General features: G+C 51.9%; 14 protein-coding genes. 13 read left to right on the top strand and 1 reads right to left on the bottom strand.

Annotated features, from left to right (window positions below; genetic code table 11):
- Positions 1 to 34: 34 nt before the first annotated feature.
- From dxs to LBW89_RS22950, 9 genes are all read left to right on the top strand, one after another.
- On the top strand, positions 35 to 1,933 hold the full coding sequence (dxs, locus tag LBW89_RS22990; RefSeq protein WP_225040516.1) for a 1-deoxy-D-xylulose-5-phosphate synthase: 1,899 nt from the start codon (positions 35 to 37) through the stop codon (positions 1,931 to 1,933).
- An 82-nt stretch (positions 1,934 to 2,015) separates the two neighbouring features.
- Positions 2,016 to 2,864 carry a TlyA family RNA methyltransferase gene (locus LBW89_RS22985; RefSeq protein ID WP_213504671.1) on the top strand — a complete coding sequence of 283 codons (849 nt, stop codon included), beginning with the start codon at positions 2,016 to 2,018 and terminating at the stop codon, positions 2,862 to 2,864.
- A gap of 167 nt (positions 2,865 to 3,031) precedes the next feature.
- Complete coding sequence (locus LBW89_RS22980; protein WP_225040514.1) at positions 3,032 to 3,475, top strand: hypothetical protein; 444 nt, start codon at positions 3,032 to 3,034, stop codon at positions 3,473 to 3,475.
- 35 nt (positions 3,476 to 3,510) lie between these two features.
- A complete protein-coding gene (ahrC, locus tag LBW89_RS22975) occupies positions 3,511 to 3,960 on the top strand; it encodes a transcriptional regulator AhrC/ArgR (protein ID WP_148451816.1) in 450 nt (149 codons plus the stop codon).
- Between the two features lie 36 nt (positions 3,961 to 3,996).
- On the top strand, positions 3,997 to 5,721 hold the full coding sequence (gene recN, locus LBW89_RS22970) for a DNA repair protein RecN (RefSeq protein WP_225040512.1): 1,725 nt from the start codon (positions 3,997 to 3,999) through the stop codon (positions 5,719 to 5,721).
- 188 nt (positions 5,722 to 5,909) lie between these two features.
- A complete protein-coding gene (gene spoIVB, locus LBW89_RS22965) occupies positions 5,910 to 7,232 on the top strand; it encodes a SpoIVB peptidase (RefSeq protein ID WP_148451818.1) in 1,323 nt (440 codons plus the stop codon).
- Between the two features lie 224 nt (positions 7,233 to 7,456).
- The gene (spo0A, locus tag LBW89_RS22960; protein ID WP_148451819.1) at positions 7,457 to 8,257 is read left to right on the top strand and encodes a sporulation transcription factor Spo0A; all 801 of its coding nucleotides are present in this window, start codon (positions 7,457 to 7,459) and stop codon (positions 8,255 to 8,257) included.
- 598 nt (positions 8,258 to 8,855) lie between these two features.
- Positions 8,856 to 9,896 carry a Cfr family 23S rRNA (adenine(2503)-C(8))-methyltransferase gene (locus tag LBW89_RS22955; protein WP_148451820.1) on the top strand — a complete coding sequence of 347 codons (1,041 nt, stop codon included), beginning with the start codon at positions 8,856 to 8,858 and terminating at the stop codon, positions 9,894 to 9,896.
- A 152-nt stretch (positions 9,897 to 10,048) separates the two neighbouring features.
- Positions 10,049 to 10,270 (top strand): hypothetical protein, encoded by a 222-nt coding sequence (locus LBW89_RS22950; protein WP_225040510.1) that lies wholly within the window; start codon positions 10,049 to 10,051, stop codon positions 10,268 to 10,270.
- Positions 10,271 to 10,339: 69 nt separating this feature from the next.
- On the opposite strand, the gene LBW89_RS22945 is transcribed toward LBW89_RS22950, so the two are convergent.
- Positions 10,340 to 10,636, bottom strand: coding sequence for a DUF2627 domain-containing protein (locus LBW89_RS22945; protein ID WP_148451821.1), 297 nt, complete (start codon positions 10,634 to 10,636; stop codon positions 10,340 to 10,342).
- 155 nt (positions 10,637 to 10,791) lie between these two features.
- On the opposite strand from LBW89_RS22945, the gene lpdA reads away from it, so the two are divergent.
- The 4 genes from lpdA to LBW89_RS22925 form a co-directional block, all read left to right on the top strand.
- Positions 10,792 to 12,213 (top strand): dihydrolipoyl dehydrogenase, encoded by a 1,422-nt coding sequence (gene lpdA / locus LBW89_RS22940; RefSeq protein WP_225040508.1) that lies wholly within the window; start codon positions 10,792 to 10,794, stop codon positions 12,211 to 12,213.
- Positions 12,214 to 12,330: 117 nt separating this feature from the next.
- Entirely contained in the window at positions 12,331 to 13,353 is a 1,023-nt protein-coding gene (locus LBW89_RS22935) for a thiamine pyrophosphate-dependent dehydrogenase E1 component subunit alpha (RefSeq protein ID WP_225040507.1), read from the top strand.
- 3 nt (positions 13,354 to 13,356) lie between these two features.
- Positions 13,357 to 14,343 (top strand): alpha-ketoacid dehydrogenase subunit beta, encoded by a 987-nt coding sequence (locus tag LBW89_RS22930; protein WP_148451824.1) that lies wholly within the window; start codon positions 13,357 to 13,359, stop codon positions 14,341 to 14,343.
- A gap of 21 nt (positions 14,344 to 14,364) precedes the next feature.
- On the top strand, positions 14,365 to 14,979 hold a 615-nt coding region (locus tag LBW89_RS22925), incomplete at its 3' end, for a biotin/lipoyl-containing protein (protein ID WP_225040505.1).

Raw genomic sequence — 14,979 nt, 5'->3', positions numbered from 1 at the left:
TCAAGAAATCCATTCAGGAAAGCGGGGAATCCAGGTGCTGCTTTCACAGATTAAGGGACCCGGCGATTTAAAGTCATGCTCCATCGAGGAATTGACTCCGCTAGCGGCCGATATTCGCCAATTCTTAATTGAAAAGCTGTCCGTTACGGGCGGCCATTTGGCTCCCAATCTGGGGGTGGTCGAGTTGACAATCGCCCTGCACTACTGTTACAACAGCCCTCGGGATAAATTTATTTTCGACGTAGGGCATCAAGCCTATGTTCATAAAATATTGACCGGACGTATGGACCGATTCGATACGCTTCGGATGAAAGACGGGCTGTGCGGCTTCGTCAAACGCTGCGAAAGCGAGCATGACGTCTGGGAGGCGGGACACAGCAGCACCTCGCTGTCCGCGGCGATGGGGATGGCTCTGGCCCGGGATTTAAAGGGAGAGGACCATAAAGTCATCGCCATCATCGGCGACGGAGCACTGACCGGCGGCATGGCCTTCGAGGCTTTGAACCATATCGGCCACGAGAAGAAAGATCTTATGGTCATTCTGAACGACAACGAGATGTCGATCGCTCCCAATGTCGGGGCGATGCACAATTACTTGACCAAGATCCGCTCCGACCGGAATTACTTGCGGGCCAAGGACGAGGTCGAACAGCTGTTGAAGAGAATTCCCGCGGTCGGAGGAAAGCTCGCCAAGACGGCGGAGAAATTGAAGGACAGCCTGAAGTACATGATGGTGTCCGGGGTGTTGTTCGAAGAGCTGGGATTTAAATATCTCGGGCCCGTGGATGGGCACGACTTGCCGGGGCTGATCGATTCGTTCAAGCAAGCCAACAATGTCAGCGGTCCGGTACTGGTGCACGTCCTGACTACGAAGGGCAAAGGTTACACGCCGGCTGAAGAGGACTCGTTTAAGTGGCACGGGATTTCGACGCCGTACAAAATTGAATCGGGACAGCTGCTGAAGGCGGTCGGCAACCCGACTTATACCGATGTATTCGGAAAGACGCTGATCGAGCTGGCCGAGCAGGACGAGCGGATTGTCGCCGTAACCCCGGCGATGCCCGGCGGGTCGGGTTTGGTGAAGTTCGGGGAAAGGTTCCCGGGTCGAATGATCGACGTCGGAATCGCCGAACAGCATGCGGCGACCATGTGCGCGGCGCTGGCGATGGAAGGACTCAAGCCGGTCTTTGCCGTATACTCGACGTTTATGCAACGGGCGTATGACCAGATCGTTCATGATATCTGCCGTCACAACGCTAATGTGATGTTTGCCATCGACCGGGCCGGTTTTGTGGGCGCTGACGGCGAGACGCACCAAGGTGTGTTTGATATCGCTTTTTTACGTCATATTCCCAATATGGTCCTGATGATGCCGAAGGACGAGAATGAACTCCGGCACATGATGAAAACCGCGCTGGAGTACAATGACGGCCCGATCGGTTTCCGCTATCCGCGCATCAATGTACCGGGGGTCCCGCTCGACGCGGAACTCGTCCCGCTCCCGATCGGAAGCTGGGAAATTCTTCGCGATGGGGACGGACCGATTATTATCGCGGTTGGCCCGATGGTGCAGGTTGCCGAGGCGGCCGCGGATACCCTCAAACGGGAAGGCGTTCAAGCCGCTGTGGTTAACGCCAGATTCCTGAAGCCGTTGGATGAGGAGATGCTCATGGAACTCGCCCGGCGGAATCAGCATATGATCGTGCTTGAGGAAGCCTCCCAGGCGGGCAGTTTGGGCAGTGCGGTGCTGGAGTTTTATGCGCAGCGGGATTTGTCCGGCCTGGACATCTCATTAATGGGGGTACCGGACCGGTTCATCGAGCACGGCAGCATCAACGAACAGTTGGAAGAGGTTGGCTTAACCGCGGAGGATGTGGTCCGGAATGTTCATAAACATCGTGCCGGTCAAAGTCTGCGGTTGGCCAAAGAATAAATAAATCAGTGCGGTGAAAGCTCGCAGGCGGAAGTTCCGTCCGCGAGTTTCTCCTTTCACCGGGAACGTCAGGAGAATGGGAATGTCCGAATCCAAGGAGAGAATTGATGTCCTGCTGGTGGAGCAGGGTTTTTTTGAAAGCAGGGAAAAAGCGAAAGCGGCGATTATGGCCGGACTTGTCTTGAGCGGGTCGGAAAGGATCGAGAAGGCGGGAATGAAAGTTCCCCGCAGTCTTCCCATCACGGTCAAAGGCGCCGTACACCCTTATGTGAGCCGAGGCGGCTTAAAGCTGGAAAAAGCGCTCAAGGAATTCGGCATCGATCTGAACGGAAGAGTCATGCTGGATATCGGATCCTCGACCGGAGGGTTCACCGATTGCGCACTGCAGCACGGAGCCAGTTACGTTTACGCGATCGATGTCGGCTACAATCAGCTCGATTGGTCGCTCCGTAACGATGAGCGTGTCAACGTCAAAGAGCGGACGAATTTTCGCTATATGACTCCCGCCGATCTGGACGGACCCCGTCCGAGTTTCGCCAGCATCGACGTGTCGTTTATCTCGCTGAAAATTATTCTTCCTCCGCTCCTGGAGCTGCTCTCCCGCCCCGCGGATATCGCCGCCCTGATTAAGCCGCAATTCGAGGCCGGGCGGGAGAAAGTAGGAAAATCCGGCGTGGTGCGCGATCCGAAAGTACATCAGGAGGTTCTGGAAACGGTGCTGAATGAGGCGCGGGATCTCGGATTTTCCTTGCATGGGCTTACCTTTTCGCCGATTACCGGCGGGGAAGGGAATATTGAGTTTCTTGCCCATTTTGGACTAGGAAGGGAAGAGGATGGAGCTCTTGTCAAAGAGTCCGGAGATATTAAGGAAATCGCCCGCAAGGTCATTGCGGAGGCAGCGCGTAAGTTTCAGGCAAACCCGTCTTCGTGACGGGTTTTTGCTTGCCTGGGATTGAAATCGGAACAAATGTTCCCTATAATAGAGTTGATTAAATTTCGAACTTCACCCGGGTTTTTCGTAAGAAGTGAACAGGAGCTGGGCCTTCGGCGTCGAATACAACCACTGAGGTGATGGAGATGGGTGGGTTCTCAGACGCGATGCTGATGTTGCTGATTGCCGCCATCGGCCTGTATTTCGGTTACCGAGGATTCCGCTCCTGGGTTCGCAAACCTTATCCTTTAAGATCCGGAATCGGATTTATCATGAACGAGGAGATTATGGAACATCCCGCGGTCGATTTACTTGAAGCCGCCGGATATGAAGTGGTCAGCGACAAACTGAAAGTGCCGCTCGCTTTTAAAGTGGACGGGAGTATTTTGCACAGCAGGCTGTTTATCGACTATATCGCGACCAAAGGCGGGGAATTCTATCTGGTGAGAACCGCCAGGGAACGAATGCCTCTGGAGTGGACGGGCAGCGGCTTGCGTAAGGAACTGCTTTCTTATTTGCTTCTCTATCCCGATTGCGCCGGCGTGATTTATTTGGATGCGGATCAGGGGATGCTGAAAGAGATCACCCTCATCGCCGACGATGAGGAGTAAGGGTAATCAGACCGTTAAGGAAGATGGAGGGCGTTATGAAAGGTCAACGACATATTAAAATACGAGAAATTATTACGAACCGGGAAATCGAAACCCAGGATGAGCTTGTGGATGCGCTTCGGAGCTCGGGGTTCCAGGTCACGCAGGCGACCGTTTCCCGTGACATCAAGGAGCTTATGCTGATCAAGGTGCCGACGGATGACGGGAGGTATAAATACTCCATGCCGACGGCCCAGCGGTACAATCCCGTTCAGAAACTGCAACGCGCTTTGGTCGACAGTTTTGTACATATCGATCATACCGGCAATCTGGTCGTGGTGAAATGTCTTCCCGGGACGGCCAATTCCGTGGCCGTTTTGATCGACAACATGGAATGGCCCGATTTGCTCGGGACGATTTGCGGGGATGATACGATCCTGATGATTTGCCGCAGCGAGGAGTATGCTTTGTTCATTATCGATCAAATTATGAGCTTTATTTCTTAAAATTATGAACTGCTCTCGAAGGGAGTTGCTGTCACGTTGTTAGTCCATTTATCGATTCGGAATTTGGCGGTTGTGGAATCGGTGGATATTACGTTTCATCCCGGGTTCCATGTGTTGACCGGGGAGACGGGCGCCGGTAAATCGATTATTATCGATGCACTTGGGCTGATCGCCGGAGGCCGGGGTTCGGCTGATTTGATCCGTTACGGCTGCGAAAAAGCGGAGATGGAGGCGGCTTTTGATCTCCCCGAAATTCATGGCGTTTGGTCATTGCTTTCCGGATTCGGCATTAGCGCCGAGCGGGCCGAATCGCTGATTATTCGGCGGGAAATCAGCGCTCAAGGGAAAAGTACGGCCAGAATCAACGGACAGCTTGTCAACTTGACCATGCTCCGCGAAGTCGGGGAGAGCCTCATAAATCTGCATGGACAGCATGAACACCAGACCCTGCTTCGCTCCGAACGTCATTTGGAACTGCTCGATGCCTACGGTTACGAGGAGATCGAGCCGGTGAAGAAGGACTACCAGGAGACCTACGCTTCGTTCGTCAAGGTGAACAAGGAATGGAACGAGCTGCGTAACACCAGTCAGCAGGCGCTGCAAATGTTGGATCTGTACCGGTTCCAGCTGGAAGAAATTGCGGCGGCCGCCTTGAAGCCGGGGGAAGATGAATGGCTTACGGAAGAGAAGGTAAGACTATCCCATAGTGAGAAAATGATGGATGCCGTTTCCCAAGCTTACGAATTGCTTTACGGTCAGCAGGGGCTGGAGGCCGTCGCCAAAGCGATTTCGCGTCTTACCGAGGCGGCAACTTACGACGGCAAAGGAATTACTCCGCTGCTTGAACAACTCCAAACGGCTTATTACCAGCTGGAAGATGTGTCCTTCGGTCTGCGCTCCTACCGGGAGAATATTGAGTTCAACCCCGTTAGGCTGGAGGAGGTGGAGGATCGGTTGAACCTGATCTCCTCCATGCGGCGGAAATACGGAGATAGCATCGAAGGAATTGTGGATTATTACAATAAAATCCGTCATGAGAGCGAAACGCTTGAAAATAAGGACGAACTGCTTGAAAAACTTGAAGCAAAACGGGAAAAGCTGCTGGCCTCTCTGTTGGAGAAGGCAGCGAAGCTGAGTGAAGTTCGCCGAAAGAAAGCCGATGAGCTGGCGCTGCAAATCGAGCATGAGCTTAAGGATTTGCAAATGGGCCGGACTTCCTTTCAGGTGAAGTTAAGCCCGGTGGAGGACGTGGGGAGTGGAATCGAGTGGAACGGAAAGAAGGTGCGGCCCGGGAAGCAGGGCATCGACAGCGCCGAATTTTTGATTTCGCCGAATCCGGGGGAACCGCTTCGTCCGCTGGGCAAGATTGCTTCCGGTGGGGAATTGTCGCGGATCATGCTGGCGCTTAAGAGCATTTTTGCCCGCCATGACGAGGTTCCTGTTTTAATTTTTGACGAAGTGGACACCGGTGTCAGCGGACGGGCCGCCCAATCGATCGCCGAGAAGTTATACCGCCTCTCGCAGACTTGCCAGGTTTTCTCCATTACGCATCTTCCGCAAGTGGCGTGCATGGCCGATCAGCAGTATTTGATCGAAAAGGTGGTCGAAGACGGCCGGACCATGACACGTGTGGACGAACTTACCGATAAACAACGTGTCATGGAGTTGGCGCGTATGCTCGGAGGCGTGGAAATTACGGACAAAACCAAGCATCACGCCAAGGAAATGCTTAATTTGGCCAAGGCTCAGAAGCAGAAGTAACGGCTTGGCGTTTCGGATAAGTTCAATGACTCCCTCCAGCGGTCGGAATTGGTTCGATAAGCAATCCCTTTAGGGCTCGGGTCAATCATTGACAGTAATAAAAGACCTGGCCCGGGGTATCTTATAGGTACGCAATTGGCGACCACCTTTTTCGTCAAGCGAAAGAAGCAAAGGGAGCGTGACAGCCATTGAACCCGAACCTCAGGAAAAGACTGCTCGGCCTTTTATTTGCCTTCTTTTTTTGTTTTCTTGGCACCTCCGCCGCCGAGGGGCATTTGCCTGAATTGCCGGATGAACTGCGTCTGTTCCAGGGACAAGGACGACAACTGCATTTGGCATTGCCCGTACATGCCAGCATTAGTGTGGACCGTCCGGACATTGTCAGGTTAAACGGTCAAACCACGCCATCCATGGAAGTGTCTTTAGGGAATCCCCTGGAACTGTCTCCCATGAACAGCGGCGAAGCCAAGCTGCGCATGAAATTATTCGGTAAACTCCCTCTTAAAACCGTGAAAGTCAATGTGATTCCCGATTTGAAAGTGATACCCGGCGGTCAGACGATCGGCGTCAAGGTGAAATCCGCCGGTATTCTTGTGGTGGGCCATCATCAGGTGAGCGACGGAACCAAGAAGATTTCACCGGGTGAGGCCGCCGGCATTCAGGTGGGCGATTTGATTACGCATATGAATCGAACGGAATTAAAGGATATTAAGGATGTCGCCAAGTTAGCGGAACAGGCCGGCGAGTCGGGCAAGCCGCTCAAGGTCACTTATCAGCGAAACGGCAAAACGATGACAACGCAGCTTCACCCGGCTTACGACGGGCACGACAAGGCTTGGAGACTCGGGCTTTATATCCGGGATTCCGCGGCTGGCGTCGGAACACTAACTTTCTATGCACCGAATCAAGGCGTGTATGGAGCGCTTGGGCATGTCATCACGGATATGAATACGCAAACCCCGATCGTGGTGGGAAGCGGACAAATTTTGCAATCGAGCGTTACCTCGATTTCCAAGAGTGAGAGCGGCGAACCGGGCGAGAAAAGAGCGCACTTCATAAAAGAGGGCCGAACGCTCGGAAATATCGAACGGAACACGCATTTCGGCATTTTCGGCCGTATGGATCAAAATCCGGATTACAGCGTGTATCAAAAGCCGATCCCGGTCGCTTTTTCTGAAGAAATTAAGGAGGGACCCGCGGAGATTCTGACCGTTGTCGAAGGACAGAAGGTGGAGAGGTTTAAAGTGGAAATCGTGCATGTTTCCAAACAAAGCGCACCGGAGACCAAAGGCATCGTTCTGCGAATTACCGATCCGCGGCTGATTGAGAAAACCGGCGGTATCGTTCAGGGAATGAGCGGGAGCCCCATCATCCAAAACGGAAAGCTCATCGGTGCGGTAACCCATGTGTTCGTTAACGACCCGCGTTCAGGCTATGGTTGTTTTATTGAATGGATGCTGCAGGATGCCGGCATCTTGCAAGGGACTACACAAAATCTTAAGGCGGGCTAGTTCGCCTTAAGATTTTTTTCTTAGCGGGATGTTTGGAATTGTCGAAAAAAAATGAATTAAGAGATAATATGTAAATAAATGAATTATTATATCTCAACTGAATAAAAAAATAAAGAAAAATAATTTTCGACAGAAGGAATTTACTTTTGTATGTCGAATCCTTATTCTGGAAGAGAAGAAAATAAAAATACTTAATTTTAATTACTTAAGGAGGACAAAGGTCAGTGCAGAAAATTGAAGTGTTGTTGGCGGATGATAATCGAGAATTTACGAATTTGCTCGCGGAATACATTTCGGGGCAGGACGACATGGTCGTCTCGGGAATCGCTTATAACGGGGAAGAAGTACTGGACATGATCGAAAACGCGTCGAAGGTGCCGGACGTACTGATTTTGGATATCATCATGCCGCACCTGGACGGACTGGGTGTCCTCGAGCGTCTGCGCGACATGAACCTGAATCCGCAGCCCAAAATCATTATGCTTACCGCTTTCGGCCAGGAGAACATAACCCAGCGGGCCGTTCAATTAGGGGCTTCTTACTATATCCTTAAGCCGTTCGATATGGAAGTGCTGGCAAACCGTATTCGTCAGCTGGTTGGAGTTCAAACCACCTCAAGCACATCGACGGCAACGTTTACGAAGTCCAATGTGGTGCCTTTGGGAAAAGGAAAAAATCTCGACGCAAATATCACGTCCATCATTCATGAAATCGGTGTACCTGCGCACATTAAGGGATATCAGTATTTGCGCGAAGCGATTACGATGGTCTATAACAATATCGAAATTTTGGGAGCGATCACCAAAACGCTGTACCCCGCGATTGCCGAGAAGTTCAAAACCACTCCATCCCGTGTGGAACGCGCGATTCGTCATGCGATCGAGGTTGCCTGGACGCGGGGGAATATCGACTCCATCAGCCATTTGTTCGGCTACACGATCAACATCAGCAAGTCTAAACCGACTAACAGCGAGTTCATCGCGATGGTCGCTGACAAGCTAAGAATTGAGCATAAGGTGTCGTGAAAGGATAAGGAGTAAAGACACTGCAAGGGATTTCTGGCTTTGGAAACGCAATTCTGCTGGTTCGATTTTGCCGACCTTGGAAGCAGAGCAAGGTGGAAATGTGAAATTGGTTATGCTACAATAATGGCAATTATTTTTAGAAGGAGCTGATGAGAATAATGTAATATTTCTTGCTTACATTACGAACGATAAAACAAAACTTGTTTTATTCTTTGTTAAGCAAGAAAGTTACTTATTCTCTTCACTCAAATACATAACAATATCTAATCCTTTAATGGGTTTGATTTTAGTATTTATTATTTGAGCTACAAGAAAGGTAACTTTCTTGTAGCTCTTTATTGTTTAAGGAAGATTGTTAACTACTTTAGGAGGTTGAAATACATGGTTGAGGTTGTACATGTTCCTGTGAACCGTTCATTGTCCGTTGGCACGGTTCACGATTTTACTAAACGGATGCCGGAGCATTTTCCATCTATTGATAGATGCACGTAGCGACTCTATTACATCTTCGTGGTACAGATTTAGTTGGTTAATGTAGATTTTAAGCACCCGTTAAGGATGCTTAAGGCCTATTCTCCGGCTCAAAAGGAGAAAAAACATGACATCAACTTCGAAATACGAAATGATGCAACACGTACTGACTGAATTGAAACAACCTGCATATCGGTTCCAACAAATTGCGGATGCGATCTTCAAGCAACGAATCGGTGAATACGACAGAATGACTTCACTGCCCAAGGGGATAAGAAAGGAATTAATTAAGCACTTTGGTGAACATGTTTTAAACTTAACGCCTGTCATGCAAAAGACGTCCCGACAAGTGAATAAAGTGCTTTTTTCGATGGCGGGCGGCGACCATATTGAAGCGGTTCAACTAAGCTATAAACGCGGCTGGAAATCATACTGCATTTCCAGTCAGTGCGGATGCGGATACGGCTGCCGCTTCTGCGCTACAGGTACAATCGGGCTGAAACGAAATTTAACCGCTGATGAAATTACGGATCAACTGTTATATTTTCATTTAAATGGTTATGCCTTGGATAGCGTATCGTTTATGGGCATGGGAGAGGCGCTGGCCAATCCACATATTTTCAACGCGCTCAAGATTCTAACGAATCCACGAACCTTTGGCTTGGGGCATCGAAGAATTACGGTCTCCACCATCGGAATTTTGTCGGGTATCGATCGTCTGGCCAAGGAATTTCCGCAGGTTAACCTAACCTTTTCGCTTCACTCTCCGTTTGACGAACAGCGGAGTGAACTGATGCCCATTAACAAACGGTTTCCGCTGAATGATGTGTTAAACGAGTTGGATCAACATATTCGGAATACAGGGAGAAAAGTATATATTGCATATATTTTACTTCGAGGAGAAAACGATTCAAATGAGCATGCCGAAGCCATCGCCGCTTTATTAAAGCACAGAGGATCTTGGGAACATTTATATCACGTTAATTTGATCCCCTACAATTCAACAGACGTAACGCCCGAAAGCTTTCATCAATCCGACAAAGACCGGGTTCAAAAGTTTGCAGGTATCTTGAAGTCACAGGGAATCAAAGTCACTGTACGGACGCAATTTGGAACGGATATTGATGCTGCATGCGGTCAGCTATACGGGTACAATAAGCAAATATAAAAAATTCAAGCCTACATGGGGGATGGTTTCTTTAAATTATTCCCCTGCTTAGGCAATAGAATTTACTGCATTCATAAATTTTTTTGCGGTGCAAGTAGATCCCCATATTAAATGATACAATAGCGGAAGGACTCGGGTAGGAGGAAAAAGGGATGCAGGAATCAAATGAGCAAAAAATGAGCGAGATGTTTCTGAAACGTTTTATGGAACGCCCCGGCTTGGATCAGGAAGAGCGGGAACGGATACGCGAAGCCATTCAAGAGCTTAGCGACCTTCGGGCGGAAAATGAGCGCTTGCGTAAAACCGTCGTGCGGTTGAGATCGGCAAACACGCCGAGAATGTCCAGTAAATTAAAAGATGCGCTTTATGAATGAAGCTGCTCAAAAAATAAAAGATCTTTCCTCTTCCAAGTGAAGGAGAAAGATCTTTTGGCGTTTCCTCGGTTATTTCTGCGAAGGTTGAGCAGCGGCTTGACGGGCTTTTTTACGGGGACCGGCATAATTTCGCTTGCGATCGCGAAAATAAATCCATCCGCCCAGAAAACCGATCCCCAGCACAAACAGCAGAAGTCCCACAATAAAGGTAAGCCAGTCAAAAGAAACATGGGTGAGCGTGTCGTCACCGTGTTGGGACATATATATAAACAAGGCGTCCTTCATTTTCAAAAAGCCGGTCATGGCGGCAATACCGGGAATCACCAAAATGACGATGGCTATAAAACGGGAAAGCATCAGTTTCATGGAGGTAAGCGACTTCCTTTCGCAAAAAGGCTCATTTTCATTTATCATACAATCTTACCGGCGTTCTGTCCATGTGAGCGGCTTGTTTGTAATAGCGAAAAAACAAGGTACAATGATAAAAGTAATTTAATCAATGAAGAATGGTGGGAGTGGAAATGGCGATTACATGCGATGTGGCGGTACTCGGGGGAGGAACCGGCGGATATATCGCCGCGATTCGTGCGGCTCAGTTGGGGAAAGAGGTCGTGATCATCGAAAAGGACAAGCTCGGTGGAACCTGCCTGCACCGCGGATGTATTCCGAGCAAAGCATTGCTTCGGAGTGCGGAATTGTATGCGCAAATGAAGAACAGCGAGAGCTATGGCATTGAAACGGCCGGCGTTTCCCTGGTATTTCCGAAAGTTCAGGAACGAAAGCAGGGAATTGTCGATCAGTTATATAAAGGCGTGCAGTATTTGATGCGCAAAAATAAAATCAAGGTGCTGGAAGGGACCGGCCGGATTATCGGACCTTCGATTTTCTCGCCGAAAAGCGGAGCCGTGGCGGTGGAACTAAGCGATGGAGAGATGGAGACGGTCGTTCCGACCAACCTGATTATCGCCACGGGATCACGTCCACGGACGCTGCCGGGATTGACGCCGGACGGAGTTCATATCCTGAGCAGCGACGAAGCCTTGGCGCTTGAGAAGCTGCCAGAATCGATGATTATTGTCGGCGGCGGCGTGATCGGGGTGGAATGGGCGTCTTTGCTGCATGATTTCGGCGTTAAGGTGACGGTTGTTGAAGCGGCGGAACAGCTGTTGCCGGCCGAAGACGAAGAGGTGGCCCGCGAGCTGCTGAAACAATTGCAGCGACGGGGAATCGAGGTGTTGACCGGGGTCAAGGTACTGACCGACACGTACCGGGTGGAGGAGAACCTCGTGCATATTACGGCGCAAAGCGGTGAAACCGTCGTTGAATTGACGGGGGATCAACTGCTGGTCTCGGTCGGGCGTCAAGCCAACGTGGAAAATATCGGATTGGAAAATACCGATATCGGACTACACCAGGGCTTTATTCGTGTCAACGAACATATGCAAACTACCGAGCCTCATATTTACGCGATCGGCGACTGCATCGGCGGTCTGCAACTGGCTCATGCCGCCAGCCATGAAGGGATTGTGGCGGTAAACCACCTGGCGGGTGAGCCGTCTCACGGCTATAGAACCGAACAGGTTCCGCGCTGCGTTTACACCCGGCCGGAAGTGGCCTCCGTCGGATGGACCGAGGCGGAAGCCAAGCGTCAGGGAAGGAATGTGAAAACGGCAAAGGTCCCTTTTACCGCGATCGGAAAAGCTTTGGTGCAAGGGGAGCCGGAAGGGTTTGTAAAGATGGTCGCCGATGCCGAAACCGAGGATTTGCTCGGGGTACAAATCATCGGAGCCCATGCGACGGAATTGATCGCACAGGCCGCGTTGGCCCAGCTTCTTGACGCGACGCCGTGGGAAATCGGCCAAGCCGTTTACGCCCATCCTTCGCTCTCCGAAATTATCGGGGAAGCCGCGCTGGCTGTCGAAGGACGTTCCCTTTCCCTATAGTGATAACTATTATTTTCTTTTTCCGGCGAAAGGGATTATAATAAGGTTATCCCAAGTCTTAGTACCAGGTTTTAAGATGAGCTAAAGACACGGGTCCAAAAAAAGGAGGTAACTCCCATGAATGCGAAAAGTTCCATAAAAACAGCACCCCAACATGAGCAGCTCGGATTGTCGGATGCCGAAGTGGTGGACATGTACAGATATATGCTGCTCGCGCGGAAATTCGACGAACGGAATTTGTTGCTGCAGCGGGCGGGCAAAATTAATTTTCACGTCTCCGGGATCGGACAGGAAACCGCGCAGGTCGCGGCCGCGTTCGCGCTGGATCGCGAGCGGGATTATTTCCTGCCTTATTACCGGGATTACGGGTTCGTGCTGTCCGTCGGCATGACGTTAAAGGAATTGATGCTCTCCGCGTTTGCCAAGGCGGAAGACCCGAACAGCGGCGGCCGTCAAATGCCGGGGCATTTCGGCAGCAAACGGCTGCGGATCGTGACCGGCTCCAGCCCGGTGACTACGCAGGTTCCGCATGCGGTCGGCTTCGCCCTGGCTGCCAAGATGAAGAAGCAGGACATCGTGTCTTTTGTAACGTTTGGCGAGGGCTCCAGCAACCAAGGCGATTTTCACGAAGGATTGAATTTTGCCGGGGTTCAGAAGCTGCCGGTCATTTTTATGTGCGAGAACAACCAGTATGCCATTTCCGTACCGATCAAGAAACAGCTTGCCGGCAAAGTGTCCGATCGTGCGCTCGGCTACGGCTTCCCGGGCGTCCGCGTCGACGGCAATGACGCGTTGGAAGTGTATCGGGTCGTGAAAGAAGCGCGGGAACGCGCCGTTCGCGGCGAGGGCCCGACCTTGATCGAAGCGATGATGTACCGGCTGTCGCCTCACTCGACTTCGGATAACGATCTGGCTTACCGGACCAAAGAGGAAGTGGATGAGAACTGGAAGAAGGACGGGATTCCCAAGATGAAATCCTATCTTATCCAGCACGGCTTATGGAGCGAAGAGCAGGATGAGGCGCTGCACCGGGAAATTTCGCAGCGGCTCAAGGATGCCATAGAAGCTGCCGAACTGGCGCCGTTCCCGAAGCCGGAAGATACGCTTCTGCACGTGTATGCCAGCGAAGGGGAGGAATAAACCATGCCGGTTATGGAATATATCGATGCGATTCGTCTCGCCATGAAAGAAGAGATGGAGCGGGACGAAAATGTGTTTGTGTTAGGTGAAGACGTCGGGGTCAAGGGCGGGGTTTTCACAACGACCAAAGGTCTTCAGGAGCAATTCGGCGAACTCCGCGTACTGGATACGCCGTTGGCGGAGTCCGCCATCGCCGGAGTGGCGATCGGCGCGGCCATGTACGGCATGAAGCCGATCGCGGAGATGCAGTACTCCGATTTCATGCTCCCCGCCACGAACCAGATCATCAGCGAAGCGGCCAAAATCCGCTACCGCTCCAACAACGATTGGAACTGTCCGGTCGTGGTGCGGGCTCCGATCGGCGGGGGGATTTTCGGCGGATTGTATCATTCCCAATGTCCGGAGTCGATTTTTTTCGGGACGCCGGGATTAAAGATCGTAGCGCCGTATTCTGCTTACGATGCCAAGGGATTGCTCAAGGCCGCCGTTCGGGACCCGGACCCCGTCTTGTTCTTCGAGAACAAAAAATGCTATAAGCTCATTAAAGAGGACGTGCCTGAGGACGACTACATCGTTCCGATCGGCAAAGCGAACGTGCTCCGCGAAGGCACGGATATCACGGTGATCGGATACAGCCTTCCGCTCCATTTTGCGATGCAGGCGGCGGCCGAGCTTGAAGCGGAAGCAGGAATCAGCGCGCACATCCTGGATCTGCGTACCCTTCAGCCGCTGGACCGCGAAGCGATCGTGGAAGCGGCGCGGAAGACGGGGAAGGTGCTGATCGTGCACGAAGACAACAAGACCGGCGGCGTTGGCGCGGAGGTAACCGCGATCATTGCGGAGGAGTGCCTGTTCGAATTGGATGCTCCGATTCAAAGACTGTGCGGGCCCGACGTCCCGGCGATGCCGATCAGCCCGCCGATGGAGAAGTTCTTTATGCTGAGCAAAGATAAAGTTAAAGAAGCGATGCTGCAATTGGCACTTTTTTAAAGCAGGGGAGTGAGAGCGGATATGTCAAACAAACAGCTAACCGATGTCGTTATGCCTCAGCTCGCGGAATCGCTCGTTTCGGCCACGATCGGCAAGTGGCTTAAGCAGCCGGGTGACCGGGTTGAACAATATGAACCGATTTGCGAAGTGATTACGGATAAGGTGAATGCGGAGATTCCGTCGACCCTCGACGGGATCATGGGCGAGCTTCTGGCGAAGGAAGGCGAGGAAGTTTCCGTCGGCACGGTGATTTGCCGAATCGAAACGGAATCGGCGGCTTCGGCCCCGGCAGCTGCCGGAGCAACGCGGTCGGAGGCCCAGGCCCAAGCGGCCGCTCCGGGCGAACCCGGCGAAGGGTCGCAGCGCCATCGCTACTCGCCGGCCGTGCAGACCTTGGCCGCCGAGCATGGCGTAGACCTTCGGTCCGTTCCCGGCACCGGGCTGGGCGGACGCATCACGCGCAAGGATGTGCTCGCGTATATCGCGGGTGGCGGCGGGGGGAACGCCGCACAGGCGCCGACGCAGCCATCGGTACAGGCGCCGACGCAGCCATCGGTACAGGCGCCGACGCAGCCATCGGTACAGGCGCCGACGCAGCCATCGGTACAGGCGCCGACGCAGCCATCGGTACAGGCG

Source organism: Paenibacillus sp. alder61 (assembly GCF_020179875.1).
In the GTDB taxonomy this organism is placed as follows: domain Bacteria; phylum Bacillota; class Bacilli; order Paenibacillales; family Paenibacillaceae; genus Fontibacillus; species Fontibacillus faecis.
This window is presented reverse-complemented; position numbering and strand designations above follow the sequence as displayed.

Excerpts from the sequence above, each read along its gene's own strand:
- LBW89_RS22980 (WP_225040514.1), top strand. The coding sequence starts at position 3,032 with ATGCTGATGTTGCTGATTGCCGCCATCGGCCTGTATTTCGGTTACCGA.
- LBW89_RS22985 (WP_213504671.1), top strand. The coding sequence starts at position 2,016 with ATGTCCGAATCCAAGGAGAGAATTGATGTCCTGCTGGTGGAGCAGGGT.
- LBW89_RS22950 (WP_225040510.1), top strand. The coding sequence starts at position 10,049 with ATGCAGGAATCAAATGAGCAAAAAATGAGCGAGATGTTTCTGAAACGT.
- LBW89_RS22930 (WP_148451824.1), top strand. The coding sequence starts at position 13,357 with ATGCCGGTTATGGAATATATCGATGCGATTCGTCTCGCCATGAAAGAA.
- LBW89_RS22955 (WP_148451820.1), top strand. The coding sequence starts at position 8,856 with ATGACATCAACTTCGAAATACGAAATGATGCAACACGTACTGACTGAA.
- LBW89_RS22935 (WP_225040507.1), top strand. The coding sequence starts at position 12,331 with ATGAATGCGAAAAGTTCCATAAAAACAGCACCCCAACATGAGCAGCTC.
- lpdA (WP_225040508.1), top strand. The coding sequence starts at position 10,792 with ATGGCGATTACATGCGATGTGGCGGTACTCGGGGGAGGAACCGGCGGA.
- LBW89_RS22945 (WP_148451821.1), bottom strand. The coding sequence starts at position 10,636 with ATGAAACTGATGCTTTCCCGTTTTATAGCCATCGTCATTTTGGTGATT.
- ahrC (WP_148451816.1), top strand. The coding sequence starts at position 3,511 with ATGAAAGGTCAACGACATATTAAAATACGAGAAATTATTACGAACCGG.